Origin of the sequence: Paraburkholderia diazotrophica (assembly GCF_038900755.1) — a bacterium.
Lineage (GTDB): Bacteria > Pseudomonadota > Gammaproteobacteria > Burkholderiales > Burkholderiaceae > Paraburkholderia > Paraburkholderia diazotrophica_A.
The window spans coordinates 245,338-264,402 of sequence record NZ_JBBPEN010000005.1 but is presented as its reverse complement, the minus strand read 5'-3'; the positions used below and the strand labels follow the sequence as shown (position 1 = coordinate 264,402).

Annotated in this window: 16 protein-coding genes; 8 read left to right on the top strand and 8 right to left on the bottom strand. The window is 64.4% G+C overall.

The window, feature by feature from the left end:
* Window positions 1-7: 7 nt before the first annotated feature.
* The 7 genes from AABE10_RS18110 to AABE10_RS18080 form a co-directional block, all read right to left on the bottom strand.
* Entirely contained in the window at window positions 8-1,054 is a 1,047-nt protein-coding gene (locus AABE10_RS18110) for a bifunctional UDP-4-keto-pentose/UDP-xylose synthase (RefSeq protein WP_342934643.1), read from the bottom strand.
* The gene (locus AABE10_RS18105; RefSeq protein WP_342934642.1) at window positions 1,051-1,986 is read right to left on the bottom strand and encodes a formyltransferase; all 936 of its coding nucleotides are present in this window, start codon (window positions 1,984-1,986) and stop codon (window positions 1,051-1,053) included. The genes AABE10_RS18110 and AABE10_RS18105 overlap by 4 nt, the downstream gene beginning before the upstream one ends.
* Window positions 1,983-3,059 (bottom strand): glycosyltransferase, encoded by a 1,077-nt coding sequence (locus AABE10_RS18100; RefSeq protein WP_342934641.1) that lies wholly within the window; start codon window positions 3,057-3,059, stop codon window positions 1,983-1,985. The genes AABE10_RS18105 and AABE10_RS18100 overlap by 4 nt, the downstream gene beginning before the upstream one ends.
* A gap of 18 nt (window positions 3,060-3,077) precedes the next feature.
* Window positions 3,078-4,229, bottom strand: coding sequence for a DegT/DnrJ/EryC1/StrS aminotransferase family protein (locus AABE10_RS18095; protein ID WP_342934640.1), 1,152 nt, complete (start codon window positions 4,227-4,229; stop codon window positions 3,078-3,080).
* A 229-nt stretch (window positions 4,230-4,458) separates the two neighbouring features.
* Window positions 4,459-4,830 (bottom strand): SMR family transporter, encoded by a 372-nt coding sequence (locus AABE10_RS18090; RefSeq protein ID WP_090862102.1) that lies wholly within the window; start codon window positions 4,828-4,830, stop codon window positions 4,459-4,461.
* 74 nt (window positions 4,831-4,904) lie between these two features.
* Complete coding sequence (locus AABE10_RS18085) at window positions 4,905-6,731, bottom strand: glycosyltransferase family 39 protein (RefSeq protein WP_342934639.1); 1,827 nt, start codon at window positions 6,729-6,731, stop codon at window positions 4,905-4,907.
* Between the two features lie 417 nt (window positions 6,732-7,148).
* On the bottom strand, window positions 7,149-7,523 hold the full coding sequence (locus tag AABE10_RS18080; protein ID WP_152759791.1) for an Mth938-like domain-containing protein: 375 nt from the start codon (window positions 7,521-7,523) through the stop codon (window positions 7,149-7,151).
* 687 nt (window positions 7,524-8,210) lie between these two features.
* Here AABE10_RS18080 and AABE10_RS18075 point away from each other — a divergent pair.
* From AABE10_RS18075 to moaE, 6 genes are all read left to right on the top strand, one after another.
* Entirely contained in the window at window positions 8,211-9,458 is a 1,248-nt protein-coding gene (locus AABE10_RS18075) for a pyridoxal phosphate-dependent aminotransferase (RefSeq protein ID WP_342934638.1), read from the top strand.
* A gap of 57 nt (window positions 9,459-9,515) precedes the next feature.
* A complete protein-coding gene (locus tag AABE10_RS18070) occupies window positions 9,516-10,847 on the top strand; it encodes a homoserine dehydrogenase (protein WP_342934637.1) in 1,332 nt (443 codons plus the stop codon).
* A 52-nt stretch (window positions 10,848-10,899) separates the two neighbouring features.
* Window positions 10,900-12,351: a threonine synthase gene (thrC, locus tag AABE10_RS18065; RefSeq protein ID WP_342934636.1), complete on the top strand. Its 1,452-nt coding sequence runs from the start codon at window positions 10,900-10,902 to the stop codon at window positions 12,349-12,351.
* Window positions 12,352-12,598: 247 nt separating this feature from the next.
* A complete protein-coding gene (locus AABE10_RS18060; protein ID WP_342934635.1) occupies window positions 12,599-13,858 on the top strand; it encodes a molybdopterin-binding protein in 1,260 nt (419 codons plus the stop codon).
* A 29-nt stretch (window positions 13,859-13,887) separates the two neighbouring features.
* The gene (gene moaD, locus AABE10_RS18055) at window positions 13,888-14,145 is read left to right on the top strand and encodes a molybdopterin converting factor subunit 1 (RefSeq protein WP_090862118.1); all 258 of its coding nucleotides are present in this window, start codon (window positions 13,888-13,890) and stop codon (window positions 14,143-14,145) included.
* 71 nt (window positions 14,146-14,216) lie between these two features.
* Window positions 14,217-14,693, top strand: a complete 477-nt coding sequence (gene moaE / locus AABE10_RS18050; RefSeq protein ID WP_342934634.1) for a molybdopterin synthase catalytic subunit MoaE — start codon at window positions 14,217-14,219, stop codon at window positions 14,691-14,693.
* 12 nt (window positions 14,694-14,705) lie between these two features.
* On the opposite strand, the gene AABE10_RS18045 is transcribed toward moaE, so the two are convergent.
* Window positions 14,706-15,263 carry a group III truncated hemoglobin gene (locus AABE10_RS18045; RefSeq protein WP_342934633.1) on the bottom strand — a complete coding sequence of 186 codons (558 nt, stop codon included), beginning with the start codon at window positions 15,261-15,263 and terminating at the stop codon, window positions 14,706-14,708.
* A 260-nt stretch (window positions 15,264-15,523) separates the two neighbouring features.
* Between AABE10_RS18045 and AABE10_RS18040 the strand changes: the two genes are divergently transcribed.
* Together AABE10_RS18040 and clpB are read left to right on the top strand one after the other, a co-directional pair.
* Window positions 15,524-16,027 (top strand): Rrf2 family transcriptional regulator, encoded by a 504-nt coding sequence (locus AABE10_RS18040; RefSeq protein ID WP_342934632.1) that lies wholly within the window; start codon window positions 15,524-15,526, stop codon window positions 16,025-16,027.
* 290 nt (window positions 16,028-16,317) lie between these two features.
* Entirely contained in the window at window positions 16,318-18,915 is a 2,598-nt protein-coding gene (gene clpB / locus AABE10_RS18035; RefSeq protein ID WP_342934631.1) for an ATP-dependent chaperone ClpB, read from the top strand.
* Window positions 18,916-19,065: the final 150 nt, after the last annotated feature.

Here is a 19,065-nt window from a genome sequence, read left to right as displayed (position 1 = left end):
CCCGCCCTTACTGTTGTTCGACGAGCGCGCGCGCCTCGGCGACATGGCCGCGGTACGCTTCGAAAATCTTGCGCAGTGCTTCGTCGAACGTCGACTGCGGCGCCCACGCGAGTTCCTGCATCGTGTTGTCGATCTTCGGCACGCGGTTCTGCACGTCCTGATAGCCTGCGCCGTAGTACGCACCCGACGACGTCTCGACGAGCTGCACCTTCTTTGCCGAATCCGCGTACTCGGGGAATTCGGCCGCGAGCGCCAGCATCTTGTGCGCGAGCTCGCGCACCGAGAAGTTGTTCTGCGGATTGCCGATGTTATAGATCTTGCCCGTCGCGACGCCGCCCTTGTTTTCGATGATCTTCATCAGCGCGCTGATGCCGTCGTCGATGTCGGTGAACGCGCGTTTTTGCGCGCCGCCGTCGACGAGGCTGATGTTCTCGCCGCGCACGATATGGCCGAGGAACTGCGTGACCACGCGCGAACTGCCTTCCTTCGGCGTATAGATCGAGTCGAGGCCCGGGCCGATCCAGTTGAACGGACGGAACAGCGTGAAGTTGAGGCCTTCCATGCCGTAGCCCCAGATCACGCGGTCCATCAGCTGCTTCGAGCATGCGTAGATCCAGCGCGGCTTGTTGATCGGGCCGTAAGTGAGGGCGGATGCGTCCGGGTCGAACTGCTCGTCCGCGCACATGCCATAGACTTCGGAAGTGGACGGGAACACCAGGTGCTTGCCGTACTTCACGGCCGAACGCACGATCGGCAGGTTCGCCTCGAAATCGAGCTCGAACACGCGCAGCGGCTGCTGCACATACGTTGCGGGCGTGGCGATGGCGACGAGCGGCAGGATCACGTCGCACTTCTTCACGTGATACTCGACCCACTCCTTGTTGATCGTGATGTCACCCTCGAAGAAGTGCATGCGCTCGTGGTTGACGAGATCGCCGAGGCGCTCCGTCTGCATGTCCATGCCGAACACTTCCCAGTCGGTCGTTTCGAGAATGCGCTTGGACAGATGATGGCCGATGAAGCCGTTCACGCCCAGAATCAGGACTTTTTTCATGCGTTACGGGAAGATTGAGTGAGCTGGGTGAATTCGGCGGGGGAGACGACGCGCTCCTGGCCGTCGCGCTGATGCCGCAATTCGTGGATGGCGATGACGCGGCCATCGCCGCATGTCGCAAAAAAGACATTATCGCCTACGTGGATGCCGGGCGGCAAATCTGCGCCGGCCGCGCCGGGCTGGGCCAGTCGCGCCCGCGCAATGACGAACCGCTCGCCGCCGATGTCCGTGAACGCGCCCGGATACGGCGGCGCGACCGCGCGAATCAGGTTGTAGACCTGCTGGCCGCTCTGGCTGAAGTCGATGCGCCCGTCTTCGGGCTTGCGTCCGCCGAAATAGCTGCCGTGCGCGAGGTCGTTCGGCAGATGCGGCGCTTCGCCCGCGAGCAGCGCGGGCAGCGCGCGCCACAGTGTCTGCTCGGCGGCGACCGTCACCTTGTCGAACACCTGCGCGGCCGTGTCGTCGGGCAGGATGGGGACGGGTGTCTGCGCAATGATCGCGCCTGCGTCGGGCTTCGCGCCCATTTCGTGCAGCGTCGCGCCCGTTTCGGTTTCGCCGTTGAGCACGGCCCAGTTGGTCGGCACGCGACCGCGATATTTCGGCAACAGCGACCCGTGCACGTTGTACGCGCCGCGTGGCGCGACGGCGAGCAGGTCGGCAGGCAGCATGTGCCGGTAGTAGAACGAGAAGATGAAGTCGGGTTGCGCGTTGACGACGAGCGCGCGCAACGCGGGGCTCTTCGGATCGGCGGGCGTCACGACGGGAATGCCGTGCTCGGCGGCGACGGACGCCACGCTGCCGAACCAGATGTTCTCGGTCGGATTGTCCTCGTGCGTGACGACGAGCGCGACGTCGACGCCGCGTGCGAGCAGCACCTGCAGGCAGCGCACGCCGACGTTGTGGTAAGCGAATACGACCGCGCGCGGCTTCATTTGCTCGGTCCCTGATCGGCGCTGATGGCCTGCGGGGAATGCGTCGACTGGCCGCCTTGCATGCCTTGCGCATCCTGACCGGCCGGCTGGCGAGGCTGCGGCGGCAGCGGGTCGCCTTCGCGCTGCTCGAGAATGGTTTGCACCAGATAGCGCGGACGCGCGCGCACCTGCTGATAGATTCGCCCGATGTATTCGCCGAGCAGGCCCAGCGCGAAGATGATCACGCCGAGCATGAAGAACGTGATTGCGAAGAGCGTGAACACGCCTTGCACTTCCGCGCCGATGATGAAGCGGCGAATCAGCAGCAGCACGAAGAGGCCCGCCGAGCCCATCGACAGAATCACGCCGATGAACGACAGCCATTGCAGCGGCACGACCGAGAAGCCCGTCACGAGGTCGAAATTCAGGCGGATCAGGCTGTAGAACGAATACTTCGATTCGCCCGCGAAGCGCTCTTCGTGCGCGACTTCGATCTCGACGGGATTCTGCGCGAATGTGTACGCGAGCGCGGGGATGAACGTATTGATCTCGCCGCAGCGGTTGATCGTGTCGATGATATGGCGGCTGTACGCGCGCAGCATGCAGCCCTGGTCGGTCATCTTGATGCGCGTGATGCGTTCGCGCAGCCGGTTCATCGCGAGCGACGCCTTGCGCCGCCACAGGCTGTCCTGGCGCTGCATGCGAATGGTGCCGACATAGTCGAAGCCTTCGCGCATCTTTGTGCACAGCTTGCCGATTTCCTCAGGCGGATTCTGCAGGTCGGCGTCGAGCGTGATCACGATCTCGCCGCGCGACTGCTCGAAGCCCGCGAGAATGGCCATGTGCTGCCCGTAGTTGCCGTTCAGCAGAATCACGCGCGTGGTGTCGGGACGGGCCCGGAACTGCTCCGCGAGCAGCGCCGCCGACCGGTCGCGGCTGCCGTCGTTGATGAAGATCACCTCGTAGCTCGTGCCGAGCGCGTCGAGGGCCGGGTACAGGCGCGAGAACAGGGCGCCGAGTCCCGCCTCCTCGTTGTATACGGGGATGATGACCGAGACTTCGGGGGCGACCGGGCTTGGGTCCGTTTGATTCATTTCCGCTAGGTTTCCGCTTTATTGACCGTATTGTTGGCAAATCTCGTTCACCGCGCGGCACACGCGCTCGACATCGCCTTCCGTCATCTGCGTGAAGAGCGGCAGCGTGACCGTGCTCGCGCCATAGTGCTCCGCATGCGGGAACATGCCTTCCCTGAAGCCGCGCGCGCGATACAGCGAGAACAGATGGATGGCCGGGTAGTGCACGCCCGTGCCGATGCCGCGCTCCTTCAGCTGCTCCATGAAGCCGGCGCGGCTGATCGACAGGCGCGCGAGCGGCAGCGTGACGAGGAACATGTGCCAGTTGGTGTTCTCGAAGTCGGCGAGCGGCAGGCCCATGCCGAGCCTGACGGCCGCGCCGCCTTCGAAGCCCGCGAAATAGGCGCGAGCGAGCGCGTGGCGCTGCGCGCGGAAGCGCTGGATATGCGGCAACTGGCCAAGGCCGACGCGCGCCGCGACGTCCGTCAGGTTGTACTTGCCGCCGAGCAGCTCGCAGTCCATGCCGTCGAAGCCCGTGCGCACGATGCCTTGCAGGCGATATTTCTGCGCGAGGACGGCTTCCTCCTCGTTGTTCAGGACGAGCGCGCCGCCTTCGATCGACGTCAGGTTCTTGTTCGCGTGGAAGCTGAACGACACGATGTCGCCGAGCTTGCCGATGCGCTCGCCTTTCCACGTCGAGCCGAACGCCTGCGCCGCGTCTTCGATTACGCGCAGCTTGTGCGCGCGGGCGATCGCGTAGAGGCGGTCCATGTCGACGGGCAGGCCCGACAGGAAGACGGGGATGATCGCCTTCGTGCGCGGCGTGATCGCCTTTTCCATCAGGTCCAGGTCGATGTTGCGTGTCGTCGGGTCGATATCGACGAACACGGGCGTCGCGCCGACCTCGATGATCACATTGCTCGTCGCGACCCACGACGCCGGCGTCGTGATGACTTCGTCGCCGGCTCCGACGCCCGCGATGCGCAGGCCGATTTCCAGCGTCGCCGTGCCCGAGTTGAACGTGCGCACCGGACGGCCGCCGCAGTATTCCGACAACGCCTTTTCGAACGCCTGGTTCTGCGGGCCCGTCGTGATCCAGCCGGAGCGGAGCACGTCGGCAACACCGCGGATCGTTTCTTCATCGATCTCGGGACGAACGAACGGCAGGAACGGAACGGATGACTGGGTCATGGATGGTTATGCTCGATATAAAAAGGGCACGGTCTGACACAATGCTGACAATTGGCTTGATTCAAGCTTAAACGCCGCGCCTACGTTGATCGGTGCCTCGATGCGGCGGCGATGATGTGCGACTTCCGCATCAATGTCCAGTGCTCGAAACAATTCAAGAGACATTAGCAGACGGGAACGGGCTTGCCAGGAGATTCTTCTGCGGCGGAGCAGCGTATGAAGCAACGCATCAACTGCGCGCGACGAGGAACACGCCCACCAGGATCACGCCGATGCCGACCAGACGCTGCGCCGACAGCACTTCGCCGAACAGATACCACGCAGCAAACGCGTTTACAACATAGCCCAGCGACAGCATCGGGTAGGCGATCGACACATCCACGCGCGACAGTCCGACGATCCACACGACGACGCTCAGCACATAGCAGGCGAGCCCGCCTATGATGGGCAACTGTGTCGCAATCCTGAACCCGATGGGGATGATGTTCGCGACGGTGAAATCGAAGTGGCCGACGGCGTTCGTGCCGGCCTTCAAAAGCAGCTGGGCCGTCGCGTTCAGCGCGACGCCCGCGAGGATGCAAAAGAGCGAAATCGGATTCATCGGATAGACGTCTGGATGAGGAAAGCGGTCATGGCTGCTGCGCTCGCCGCGTTCATTGCACGTTCATTGCGCTTTCATTGCGTTTGCTGCGGCCCGGAGGCCGCCTGTGCCGCGCCGGGTTGCGCGACGGCGCCTTGCTGCGCGCCCGCCTGTTCGGAGCCTGGCTTCTCGACGATCACACGCCGGGCGTCGCGCGCGACGACGGTCATCGGCAAGTGCTGCGCGCTGAGTTCCTCATAGCGCTCCGGCGACATCAGCGCCATCGCATAGCGGTCGGCCTTCCAGCGCTCGATCCATTGCGGGATCGTCGGCACCCATTTCTGCGGTTCGACCGACACACCGAAGGCCAGTTCGTCCGCATGCTCGACCATGATCATCGTGTGGCCGATGTAGAACGGCACTGTATGGTCGAGCACGCCGACCGAATAGAACGGCGTGTCGGCGGGCAGTTTCGCCAGCTCGGCCTTCACGGCGGGGGCGAGCGGCGCGCCCGACGACAGCCGGCCGAACGCGTCGTGCCCCGTGCCGGCGATCACGGCGAGCAGCACCCATCCAAAGCCGAAGACTGTGGCCGCGCCGAAGAGGCCCGCGCCAGCGGCCCGTGTGCCGTTTTGCGCGCCCGCCCGCAGGGCAGCGGACGAGCCGTTCGCGGCGTGGCGCGTGCGCCAGTTGAGCCAGATCGCCGCGAGCGTCAGGGCAAAGCCGACGGCGAGCGCCGCATACACCCAGACGCGGAATTCGAGGTACAGCGCATTCGGGTTGCGCTTGTCGCCGAGATGACCGAGGAACACCGCGCCGAATCCCGCCGCGACGAGAAACACCGCGTAGCCCGTCAGATGCCGGTGGAACTGCTCGCGCGTGACGAGGGGCAGATACAGGCCGATCACGAGCGCGATCGGCGGCGCGATGGGCAGCGTGTACGACAGCAGCTTCGAATGCGACGCGCTGAAGAACAGGAAGATGAAGACCGTCCACACGAACAGCATCGTCACGGGCGAGAAGCCGTTAGCCTGGCGCGGCATGCGTAGCGCGTTGCGCACGCTCTGCACGCTCACCGACAGCCACGGCAGGAAGCCGACGATCAGTACGGGCACGAAGTAATAGAACGGACCAGGGCGATTCTGCTCGGGCGTCAGATAGCGCCTGAACTGCTGGACGATGAAGAAGAAGTTGAAGAACTCGGGGTTGCGATCCTGCACGATCACGAACCACGGCGTGACGATCGCGAAGAACACGATCAGGCCGCTCACGAGATACAGGCGCTTCCAGATCGCCCAGTCGCGCGCGATCAGCGTGTAGAGCACGAGCACGGCGCCCGGCAGGATCAGGCCGATGAGCCCCTTCGACAGCACGGCGAGCGCCATCGACGCCCACACGACCCACATCCACAGCCGCTGCTCGCGCGACGCGAGACCCGGACGCTGCGCGAGCAGCAAGCCGAAGAGCGTGAGCTCCATCCAGAACGACAGGCCCATGTCGAGCGTGTTGAAGTGGCCCATCAGGTTCCAGTACGGCGCGCTTGCGAGCACGAGGGCGGCGAACAGGCCCGTCGCGGCGTTGAACACGCGCGCGCCCGTGTAGCCGATCAGCAGCACGCCGGCGAAGCCGGTGAGTGCCGTATAGAGACGCGCCTGCCATTCGCCGATGCCGAACCACGCAAACGACAGCGCGTTCGCCCAGGTTTGCAGCGGCGGCTTCTCGAAGTACTTGTAGCCGTTGTAGCGCGGCGTGATCCAGTCGCCGGTGACGAACATCTCGCGCGCCATTTCGGCGTAGCGGCCTTCGTCGCTCGGCAGCAGATGGCGCCAGCCCAGCGGCACGAACCAGATCACGGCCAGCGTGAGCACGAGCAGCAGGACCGTCGTGCGATTGAGCGTCAGACCGGACGGCTTGTCGTTCATGTGTTGTTCAACCCTTCTCGGCGCCGCTTGCGCGGCTTCGTTCTTATGTCGACCGGACGGGGGTCCGGTTGTTGCGGTGCGTCCAGCGGGCACGCGGCCCGCATCGCCCGGCCGGTGAGCCGGCGGGCGCCGGGCGGCACGCGTTGTCTGCCCATGAGCGGACCGTGAGCGGACCGTGACGCGGAGCAGCCGCCGATTCTCCATCGGCGTCGCTTATGACACCCTTATGCCGCAGCTTGCGGCAGGCGCCTGCTCCCGTTCGCGGGCAGCCCGTTGAGAGCGCGTCATCCGAGGCGGCGCGGCTGCTGGAACGCGCAGGCGCGCAGTGTACTTGATCCGCGTGACGCGCCCGTCAAAAGGTGCCGGTGTGCCGCGCGAAATGCCGTTCGGCTTCGGCCCGATACGCTGCGAGCGCCGCTAGCCTTCGATCAGCAGCGCGGCGGCGACCTTGCGGCCTTCCGCCATCAGAATGTTGTAGGTCCGGCAGGCGGCCTTGAAATCCATCGTTTCGACGCCGATCCGCTGGGCCGCGAGCGCGGCCGTGAGGCGCGGATGCGGAAAGCGCAGGCGCTCGCCGCTGCCGAAGATCACGACTTCCGGCGCCGGCTCGATCAAGAGCGCGAAGTGCTCGGGCGAGAGGGCCTCGAACGACGACACGGGCCAGCTCATGACGGGACCTTGCGGCAGCACGATGATGCTGCCCGTATGACGTTCGAGATTGATTTCGACATAGTCGACGCCGTAACCCGTGACGGTGTTCAGGGCGCCGCTTGAATCCTGGTGTAATTTCAAACTGGTTTTCCGTGGTCGTCGTAAGGCATGCACTGCGTGCGTCGTGTGTCGCGGTTCGACCGGCGGGCGCGACAATGCGTTCAATGCGCGCGGGTTCGATGCCTCGTGCGCGGGCATTCCGGCCTTGCGTGGTGCATTGCGGAAGTTGGCCAATATCCGCTAAATTATAACTTTTTAGCCGCCCGGCGGCTCCCCTCGAGGTCTGCGCGCTGCCACAAGCCGCGCCCGCAAGGCTGGCGACTGCGCCTGCCGTCCGCAGTGGGGTGCCCGGAACGCGCCGGCACAGGCGTCAACGAGACGCCCGCCCGCGCGTCGACTGAGGTGTCGACCGGGGCGTCCGAAGTGTCGGCAACGCGCGCGTCGCAACGGGTAGCAAAGCAGACAGCAAGGCAGGCAACAAAGCGGCAGCGGAGCGTCCGGCAAAAATCGCCAGCAGCCTGCGTGCCGTACCTGCGGGCAGAGCGCGCCGGCAACACTCGCGCCGTGCCCATGCCGTACGCGACGACGCATCAGACGGCATATCAGCGCCCGCCGCGCCGTTCGATGGTCTCGCGCGGCGCGCCGCGCCGCCCGCGTTCCGCACGATGTCCCGCGCCAGCCCGCCGGCCGGCTGCGCAAACCCCGTCCTCATGGCTTGCCCGCAACATGGGGCGCGCCCAGTGGTCCCGCTCATTTACCCAGGATGAAGTGCCCGTCGTGAAACCGATACTCAAATCAAACAAGCTGTTGAACGTCTGCTACGACATTCGCGGGCCCGTTCTCGAACACGCGAAGCGCCTCGAAGAAGAAGGCCATCGCATCATCAAGCTGAACATCGGCAATCTCGCGCCGTTCGGTTTCGACGCACCCGACGAAATCATCCAGGACATGATCCGCAATCTGCCCGAGTCGTCGGGCTATTCGGACTCGAAGGGCGTGTTCGCGGCGCGCAAGGCGATCATGCATTACGCGCAGCAAAAGGGCGTGGTGGGCGTCGAGCTGGACGACATCTACATCGGCAACGGCGCGTCCGAGCTGATCGTGATGGCGATGCAGGCGCTCCTCAACGACGGCGACGAAGTGCTGCTGCCCGCGCCCGACTATCCGCTGTGGACGGCGGGCGTGAGCCTGTCGGGCGGCACGCCCGTGCACTACGTGTGCGACGAATCGAACGCCTGGATGCCCGACCTCGACGACATTCGCGCGAAGATCACGCCGAATACGAAGGCGATCGTCGTGATCAACCCGAACAACCCGACGGGCGCGCTGTACTCCGACGAACTGCTGCTCGCGCTGATCGGGATCGCGCGCCAGCACGGCCTCGTCATCTTCGCGGACGAGGTCTACGACAAGATCGTCTACGATGGCAAGAAGCACACGTCGATGGCCGCGCTGTCCGAGGACGTGCTGACGGTCACGTTCAACAGCCTGTCGAAGAGCTACCGTTCGTGCGGCTATCGCGCGGGCTGGATGTGGGTGTCGGGGCTGACGGGCGAAAATCGGCGCCGCGCGAAAGACTACTTCGAAGGCCTCGGCATTCTCGCGTCGATGCGCCTGTGCCCGAACGTGCCCGGCCAGTACGCGATCCAGACGGCGCTCGGCGGCTATCAGAGCATCAACGATCTGATCGCGCCGGGCGGGCGGCTCTACAAGCAGCGCCAGCTCGCGTACGACATGCTGACGGCCATTCCGGGCGTGACCTGCGTGAAGCCCGAGGCGGCGCTGTACATGTTCCCGCGCCTCGATCCGAAGCTGTATCCGATCGAGAACGACCAGCAGTTCATCCTCGATCTGCTGCTGGAAGAGCGCGTGCTGCTCGTGCAGGGCAGCGGCTTCAACTGGAAGGCGCCGGACCATTTCCGTGTCGTGTTCCTGCCGAACGTCGACGATCTCGCCGATTCGATCCACCGGATCGCGCGCTTCCTCGACGGCTATCGCAAACGCCACGCGGCCTGAGGGCGCGCATCAGCGCCCGAACCGATTTTTCACTCTCTCACTCGACATACACGCTGCATGGAACCGATCAAAGTTGGACTGCTGGGCTTCGGCACGGTAGGCAGCGGCACCTTCACGGTACTGCGCCGCAACCAGGAAGAAATCAACCGACGCGCGGGCCGCGGCATCGAGATCGCTCGCATCGCCGTGCGCAATCCCGCGAAGGCCACGGCGGCGCTCGGCAGCGAGGCGGACACCGTCTCGATCACCGACGACTTCGGTTCGGTCGTCGACGATCCGTCGATCGCCATCGTCGCCGAGATGATCGGCGGCACGGGCATCGCGCGCGACCTCGTGCTGCGCGCGATCAAAAACGGCAAGCACGTCGTGACGGCCAACAAGGCGCTGCTCGCCGTGCACGGCACGGAAATCTTCGAAGCGGCGCGCGCGAACGGCGTGATGGTCGCGTTCGAAGCGGCCGTCGCGGGCGGCATCCCCATCATCAAGGCGCTGCGCGAGGGCCTCACGGCGAATCGCATTCAGTACATCGCTGGCATCATCAACGGCACGACAAACTACATTCTCTCGGAGATGCGCGACCGCGGCCTCGACTTCGCGACGGCGCTGAAGGCCGCGCAGGAACTCGGCTACGCGGAAGCGGACCCGACCTTCGACATCGAAGGCGTCGACGCCGCGCACAAGGCGACCATCATGAGCGCGATCGCGTTCGGCGTGCCCGTGCAGTTCGACAAGGCGTACGTCGAAGGCATCAGCAAGCTCGCCGCGATCGACATCCGCTACGCGGAAGAACTGGGCTACCGGATCAAGCTGCTCGGCATCACGCGACGCAGCGACAAAGGCATCGAGCTGCGCGTGCATCCGACGCTGATCCCCGAGAAGCGCCTGCTCGCGAACGTCGAAGGCGCGATGAACGCTGTCGTCGTGCATGGCGACGCCGTCGGCACGACGCTGTACTACGGCAAGGGCGCAGGCGCGGAGCCGACGGCGTCCGCCGTGGTCGCCGACCTGGTCGACGTGACGCGCCTGCACACGGCCGACCCCGAACACCGCGTACCGCATCTGGCGTTCCAGCCGGACCGTCTGTCGAGCACGCCGATCTTGCCCATCGACGAAGTGACGAGCGGCTACTACCTGCGTCTGCGTGTCGCGGACGTGACGGGCGTGCTGGCCGACATCACGCGCATCCTCGCGGACACGGGCATTTCGATCGACGCGCTGCTGCAGAAGGAATCGGAGCAGGTCGACGTGTCGAAGAAGGGCGAGACCGACATCATCCTGATCACGCACGAGACGGTCGAGAAGAACGTCAACGCGGCGATCGCGAATATCGAGGCGTTGAAGACGGTCGTGTCGAAGGTGACGAAGCTGCGCATGGAAGCGCTGAACTGACGCACGCGAAGCACACGACGCACGACACGCATACTCGCAACGAGGCAAGCTCATGAACTACATTTCCACGCGCGGCGCCGGCATCGGCGAGCGCCACACGTTCTCCGACATCCTGCTCGGCGGTCTCGCGAAGGATGGCGGCCTGTATCTGCCGGGCGAATATCCGCGGTTATCGGCGGATGAACTCGCGCGCTGGCGCGCGCTGCCGTATGCCGATCTCGCATTCGAGATCCTGCGCAAATTCAGCGACGACATTCCCGTCGAAGAGCTGCGCGAGCTGACGCGCCGCACGTACACCGCACAGGTGTACTGCAATGTGCGCGACGAAGAGAACGCCGCGCAGATCACGCCGCTGAAAACGCTCGGCGTCGAAGACGGCGCGCCGCTGTCGCTGCTCGAGCTGTCGAACGGTCCGACGCTCGCGTTCAAGGACATGGCGATGCAACTGCTCGGCAACCTGTTCGAGTACACGCTCGCGAAGCACGGCGAAACGCTGAACATTCTCGGCGCGACGTCGGGCGATACGGGCAGCGCCGCCGAATACGCGATGCGCGGCAAGAAGGGCATTCGCGTCTTCATGCTGTCGCCGCACAAGAAGATGAGCGCGTTCCAGACGGCTCAGATGTACAGCCTGCAAGACCCGAACATTTTCAACATCGCTGTCGAAGGCGTGTTCGACGATTGCCAGGACATCGTCAAGGCCGTGTCGAACGATCACGCGTTCAAGGCGCAGCAGAAGATCGGCACGGTCAATTCGATCAACTGGGCGCGCGTCGTTGCGCAGGTCGTGTATTACTTCAAGGGCTACTTCGCGGCGACGAAGAGCAACGACGAGCGCGTGTCGTTCACGGTGCCGTCGGGCAACTTCGGCAACGTGTGCGCGGGACACATCGCGCGGATGATGGGCCTGCCCGTCGAAAAGCTGGTCGTCGCGACGAACGAGAACGACGTGCTCGACGAATTCTTCCGCACCGGCATTTACCGCGTGCGCAAGTCGTCGGAGACGTATCACACGAGCAGCCCCAGCATGGACATCTCGAAGGCGTCGAATTTCGAGCGCTTCGTGTTCGATCTGCTCGGACGCGATCCGAAGCGCGTGCTGCAACTGTTCCGCGACGTCGAAGAAAAAGGCGGCTTCGACCTCCAGGCGAGCGGCGATTTCGCGCGCGTGCGGGAGTTCGGCTTCGTATCGGGGCGCAGCGGCCACGATGACCGTGTCGAGACGATTCGCGACGTGTTCCACCGTTATGACACGATGATCGACACGCATACGGCCGATGGCGTGAAAGTCGCGCGCGAGCACCTGCAGGCGGGCATTCCGATGATCGTGCTGGAGACGGCGCAGCCGATCAAGTTTGGCGAGACGATCCGCGAGGCGCTGGAGCGCGAGCCTGAGCGTCCCGCGGCGTTCAGCGGGCTCGAAGACTTACCGCAGCGTTTCCAGGTGCTGCCGAACGACGCGCAGCGCGTGAAGGACTTCGTCGCTGCGCATACGGGGGCTTGACCACGCGGTCAGTGCGATAACAGCAGAGTCACGCAGACGGCGCACGTTCATCACGTGCGCCGTTTTGTTTTGCGACGCGTGCCGATCCGCTCAGCTCTCACGCAGCCATTCATCACGCCTGCATGGAAGCGCCCATCAACGCGACGCGGCTGCGCCCGCTACAATGATTGTTTTCGAATCGCTTCATTTCCGATCGATGTCCAAATCTACGTCTCCGACGCCTCCGCAGTCCGCGCCGCGCGCGCCAATGCTGTCGACGGCCGACGCGCTCGCGACGCTGCTCGGCGCCGCGATGCAGATCGGCGGCACCGAAATGCTGCCGACACTCGATGCGACCAACCGCGTGCTCGCCGCCGACGTGGTCTCGCCGCTCGACGTCCCGCCGATGAACACGAGCGCGATGGATGGCTATGCGGTGCGTGTCGCCGAGCTGTCGCAGGGAGAACGGCGCTTGCCCATCTCGCAGCGCATTCCGGCGGGTCATGCGCCGCAGCCGCTCGCGGAAGGCACGGCGGCGCGCATCTTCACGGGCGCGACGGTGCCGCCAGGCGCGGACGCGATCGTGATGCAGGAGCAAACGGAAGCAGCCGGCGATGAAGTGGCGATCCTGCACACGCCGAAAGCGGGCGAGTGGATTACGCAGCAGGGCGCCGACATCCGCAAGGGCGTGACGATCCTGCCCGCCGGCACGCGGCTCACGCCGCAGGCTCTGGGACTCGCGGCATCAGTCGGGTGCGCGAATCTCGAGGTCGTGCGCCGCGTGAAAGTCGCCGTGTTCTTCACGGGCGACGAACTGACGATGCCCGGCGAGCCGCTCAAGCCCGGCGCGATCTATAACTCGAACCGCTTCATGCTGACGGGCCTGCTGCAGAAGCTCGGCTGTGAAGTCACCGATTTCGGCATCGTCCCCGACAAACTCGACGCGACGCGGCAAACGCTGCGCGAGGCCGCGCAGGCGCACGATCTGATCCTGACGTGCGGCGGCGTGTCGGTGGGCGAGGAAGATCATGTGAAGCCCGCCGTCGAGGCTGAAGGACGCCTGTCGATGTGGCAGATCGCAATGAAGCCGGGCAAGCCGCTCGCGTTCGGCGCGATTCGCCGCGCGCCGGCGCAGCGCGAAAGCGCGGCAGCGCATGGGGCGGCAGATGCATTGGGTGGGGCGAGCGAGACGTTCTTCATCGGCCTGCCTGGTAATCCCGTGTCGACGTTCGTCACGTTCCTGCTGTTCGTGCGGCCGTTCCTGCTGCGCCTCGCGGGCGTGCGGACAGTGACGCCGCGCGCGCTGTCGCTGCGCGCCGACTTCACGCAGCACAAGGGCGACCGCCGCAACGAATTCCTGCGCGCGCGTGTGAACGCCGCGGGCGGTCTCGATCTGTTCCCGAACCAGAGTTCGGCGGTGCTGACGTCGACGGTCTGGGGCGACGGCCTGATCGACAATCCGCCGAATCATGCGATCAGCGCCGGCGAGACCGTGCGCTTCATCCCTTTTTCCGAATTGCTGAACTGAGCGCGGCCGTTATCGGGCCAATACCGAGAATGAAGATCCAGTTGAAATATTTTGCGAGCGTGCGCGAAGCGCTCGGCCGGTCAGACGAATCCGTGGACGTGCCCGAAGGCATCGCGACGGTCGGCGACGTGCGCGCCTGGCTGCGCGTGCGCGGCGGCGTGTGGGCCGAGACGCTCGCGGAAGGCCGCGCGTTGCGCATGGCGTGCAACCACGTGATGACGGACGCGGGCACGCGCATCACCGACGGCTGCGAAGTCGCGTTCTTTCCGCCTGTCACGGGCGGCTGAAGCGGGCCATTGGATCAGGCCATTGAATCAGGCCATTGAATCAGGCCGATGAGGCGGGAGGAGGACGAACGATGACGGTCCGCGTTCAGACAGAAGACTTCGACCTGACGACGGAAGTCGCCGCATTGCGGGCGCAGAATCCGAAGGTCGGCGCGGTGGCGTGCTTCGTCGGCACGGTGCGTGACATCAACGAGGGCGAAGCCGTCGAGACGATGGAACTCGAGCACTATCCGGGCATGACGGAGAAGTCGCTCGAAGCCATCGTCGACGCCGCCCGCAAGCGCTGGCCGGGCACCGACGTGCTGATCGTGCACCGCGTCGGCAAGCTGATGCCGCTCGATCAGATCGTGCTGGTCGCGACGACGTCGAAGCATCGCGCGAACGCGTTCGCGTCGTGCGAATTCGTGATGGACTACCTGAAGACCCAGGCGCCGTTCTGGAAGAAGGAAAAGACGGAAAGCGGCGAGCGCTGGGTTGATGCGCGTGTCACCGACGACGAAGCGCTCGCGCGATGGGGGCTGGACTCGTCGAACTCGAACGCGGATTGAGCGCAGGCCGGCTCAATCGTCATCGCGCGATTTGCCGATGATCCTGGCCGGAAACGGCTCGCCGCGCGGCCGCGCATGTTCCGCCTCGTGCTCGTCGCGCGGACGACGCGGCGCGATGCGCTCCAGCAGCGCCTGCTGTTCAGCGGGAATCTGATAGTCCCAGCCGAATCGGCTTAACTGCAAGCTCTGTGCGATGCGCAGCGCCGGCTCCATGAAACGCACGGCGGCGGCCGGTTCATAACGCGACTCGACCGTGTCGAGAAACAGATAGAGCCAGTGGCTAAAGTGCCGCGGTTCGACGCCGGCGAGCGGCATGTGCGCCTGCTGCACGTTGCCGCGATATTGCTTCGCGCCCAGAACCAGCGATCCCCAGAACACGCACATCTTCGGCAGATGCTCGTCCCAGCGGCCCGCCAGCTTCTCTTCGAAGACGGGGCCGAGCAGCGCGTCGGCGCGCACGCGGTCGTAGAACGCGTAGACCAGTTCGCGGATGTTTTCCTCGTCCGGTTCGGCGTAGCGGGTGGCGAGACGTTCGATCGCGGGAATAGTGGAAAAAGTTTCGGACTTCATAGGTGAAATAAGTGAGACGCGGCAAGCGCTCCGACACAAAGCTCACGCAAACCCATCGCAAACGTTGGGCGCGCTCATCTAAAACCAGAAAAAAGTGCGCTTCAGACGAAAGTTAGCGTTTATAGTTACGCGGAATAACGAGATAAACGCGGCAATAAGATGCGTGTTCGACGCATGCTATTGCGCGCTGCATGCATTACCGGCGTTTCTGGGGAGGCGTGAACATTCCGCACGTGATCCCCGTCGCGACTTGCCTTTCAATGAGACTGACAGACTATACCGATTACTCGCTGCGCGTGTTGCTTTACCTCGCCGTCCGTCCCGAAGGACTTGCGACGATCCAGGACATTTCGGACGCGTACGGCATATCGAAGAACCATCTGATGAAGGTGGTTCAGCGGCTTGCGGAACTCGGCTGGGTCGAGACCGTGCGCGGGCGCAACGGCGGTCTGCGGCTGTTCGAGCATTCGTCGGCGCTGACCGTCGGTGAGGTGGTGCGCGCAGCCGAGAGCGACTTTACGCTGGTCAGCTGTTTCAACGGCGGCGATCCGGCGGCGCATCGCGAATGTGTCATTCAGTCGCAATGCCGGCTGAAGGGCGTGCTCGAAGCGGCGCGCGAAGCGTTTTTCCGAGAGCTCGACGGCTTTACGATTCGCGATATCGCCGAACCGGCATCGCCGCTGATGTCACTGCTGGGGCTCAAGCCGTCGGCCACCATCGTGCCGATCGTGCCCATCACGCCCGCCGTGCCGACGGGCACCTGAGCCGGCCGCACGATCGGTCGCCCGTGCGGCCGTCGTGCGAGTTCGTGCTCTGCGCATATGAACGGCTGGCCGACAGGCTCTCGCGCCGTTCGGCGGCGCCTGCAAGCCGCTGCCCGCCATCTCCCGCCTTCGCTTTTCCCGTGCCGTACGCGGGGCTAAACTGCGCTGTGTCGCGTGCCGGACGCGACAACGCAGCCGTCGCACGAATTCTCTCTCCCTGATGCAAAAAAGCGCTTGAAACCTGCCTAAAACGCCTCATTTTGGTGGTAATCGAAATTGGAGGTCTCTTCATGAGAATCGACAAACTCACCACTAAATTCCAGGAAGCGCTGGCCGACGCGCAAAGCCTTGCCGTCGGCCATGACAATCAGTACATCGAGCCCGTTCACCTTCTCGCGGCCCTCGTCGCGCAACAGGACGGCTCGGCGCGTTCGCTGCTGTCGCGCGCCGGCGTCCACGTCCAGGCGCTGCAAACGGCGTTGAACGACGCAATCACGCGTTTGCCGCAAGTGCAGGGCACGGACGGCAACGTGCAGATCGGTCGCGACCTCACGGGTCTGTTGAACCAGGCCGACAAGGAAGCGCAGAAGCTCAACGACACCTACATCGCGAGCGAAATGTTCCTGCTCGCCATCGCGGACGACAAGGGCGAAGCCGGCCGTCTCGCGCGCGAGCATGGGCTGTCGCGCAAGTCGCTGGAAGCGGCCATCGTCGCCGTGCGCGGCGGCTCGCAGGTGCACAGCCAGGACGCCGAAAGCCAGCGCGAGGCACTGAAGAAATACACGATCGATCTGACCGAGCGCGCCCGCGCGGGCAAGCTCGACCCCGTCATCGGCCGTGACGACGAAATCCGCCGTTCGATTCAGATCCTCCAACGCCGGACCAAGAACAATCCGGTGCTGATCGGCGAGCCGGGCGTCGGCAAGACCGCGATCGTCGAAGGTCTCGCGCAGCGCATCGTCAACGGCGAAGTGCCGGAGACGCTCAAGGGCAAGCGCGTGCTGTCGCTCGACATGGCCGCGCTGCTGGCGGGCGCGAAATATCGCGGTGAGTTCGAAGAGCGTCTGAAGGCCGTGCTGAACGACATCGCGAAGGATGAAGGGCAGACCATCGTCTTCATCGACGAAATTCACACGATGGTCGGCGCCGGCAAGGCCGAAGGCGCGATGGACGCGGGCAACATGCTGAAGCCGGCGCTGTCGCGCGGCGAACTGCATTGCGTCGGCGCGACTACGCTCGACGAATATCGCAAGTACATCGAGAAGGATGCGGCGCTGGAGCGCCGCTTCCAGAAAGTGCTCGTCGACGAACCGACGGTCGAAGCCACCATCGCGATCCTGCGCGGCTTGCAGGAGCGCTATGAGCTGCACCACGGCGTCGACATCACCGACCCGGCAATCGTCGCGGCGGCGGAACTCTCGCATCGCTACATCACGGATCGCTTCCTGCCGGACAAAGCGATCGATTTGATCGACGAAGCGGCGTCGAAGATCAAGATGGAAATCGACTCGAAGCCCGAGGAGATGGACAGGCTCGACCGTCGCCGCATCCAGCTGAAGATCGAGCGCGAAGCCGTCAAGAAGGAGAAGGACGAAGCGTCGCAGAAGCGCCTGCAACTGATCGAGGAAGAAATCGAGCGGCTCGACCGCGAATATTCGGATCTCGAAGAAATCTGGACGGCGGAAAAAGCGGCCGTGCAGGGCAGCGCGCAGCTGAAGGAAGAGATCGAGAAGACGCGCGCGGAAATCACGCGTCTGCAACGTGAAGGCAAGCTGGAAAAGGTCGCCGAACTGCAGTACGGCAAGCTGCCGCAGCTCGAGGCGCAACTGAAGCAGGTCGCGCAGGCCGAGGCGCAGGAGCAGAACAATCCGACGCGTCCGCGCCTCTTGCGCACGCAGGTCGGCGCCGAGGAAATCGCGGAAGTCGTGTCGCGCGCGACGGGCATCCCCGTGTCGCGCATGATGCAAGGCGAGCGCGAGAAGCTGCTGCAGATCGAATCGAAGCTGCATGAGCGCGTGGTCGGTCAGAACGAAGCGATCAGCGCGGTTGCGGATGCGATCCGCCGTTCGCGCGCCGGGCTCTCGGACCCGAACCGTCCGTATGGTTCGTTCCTGTTCCTCGGGCCGACGGGCGTAGGCAAGACCGAGCTGTGCAAGGCGCTCGCGGCGTTCCTGTTCGACGCGGAAGATCATCTGATCCGCATCGACATGAGCGAGTTCATGGAGAAGCACAGCGTCGCGCGTCTGATCGGCGCGCCGCCGGGCTATGTCGGCTACGAAGAAGGCGGCTATCTGACGGAAGCGGTGCGCCGCAAGCCGTACAGCGTTATTCTGCTCGACGAGATCGAGAAGGCGCACCCGGACGTCTTCAACGTGCTGTTGCAGGTGCTCGACGATGGCCGCATGACGGACGGCCAGGGCCGCACCGTGGACTTCAAGAACACGGTGATCGTGATGACGTCGAACCTCGGCTCGCAGGTGATCCAGTCGATGGTTGGCGAGCCTCAGGAAGCCGTGAAGGACGCCGTATGGGAGGAAGTGAAGCTGCACTTCCGGCCGGAGTTTCTGAACCGGATTGACGACGTCGTCGTGTTCCATGCGCTCGGCCGCGACAACATCCAGTCGATCGCGAAGATCCAGCTGGAACGTGTGCACGACCGCCTCGCGAAGCTCGACATGCAACTGGTCGTGTCGGATGCGGCGCTGGAGTTGATCGGCAAGGTCGGCTACGACCCGCTGTTCGGCGCGCGGCCTTTGAAGCGCGCGATCCAGCAGGAGATCGAGAACCCGGTCGCGAAGCTGATTCTGGCCGGCAAGTTCGGGCCGAAGGACGTGATCCCCGTCGAGGTGGAAAACGGCAAGCTCGTGTTCGAGCGGGTGGTGCACTAAGCTGCAAGGGAACGGATGCGCTCGCATCCGCTCCCGACCGAAAGCAGAAAACAAAAAGCAAAAAGCAAAAAGGCAACGAAGCGATTCGTTGCCTTTTCGTTTTTGTACGCGGCACATCAGGGGCTACGCACGTCGAATCAACGCAGAAGC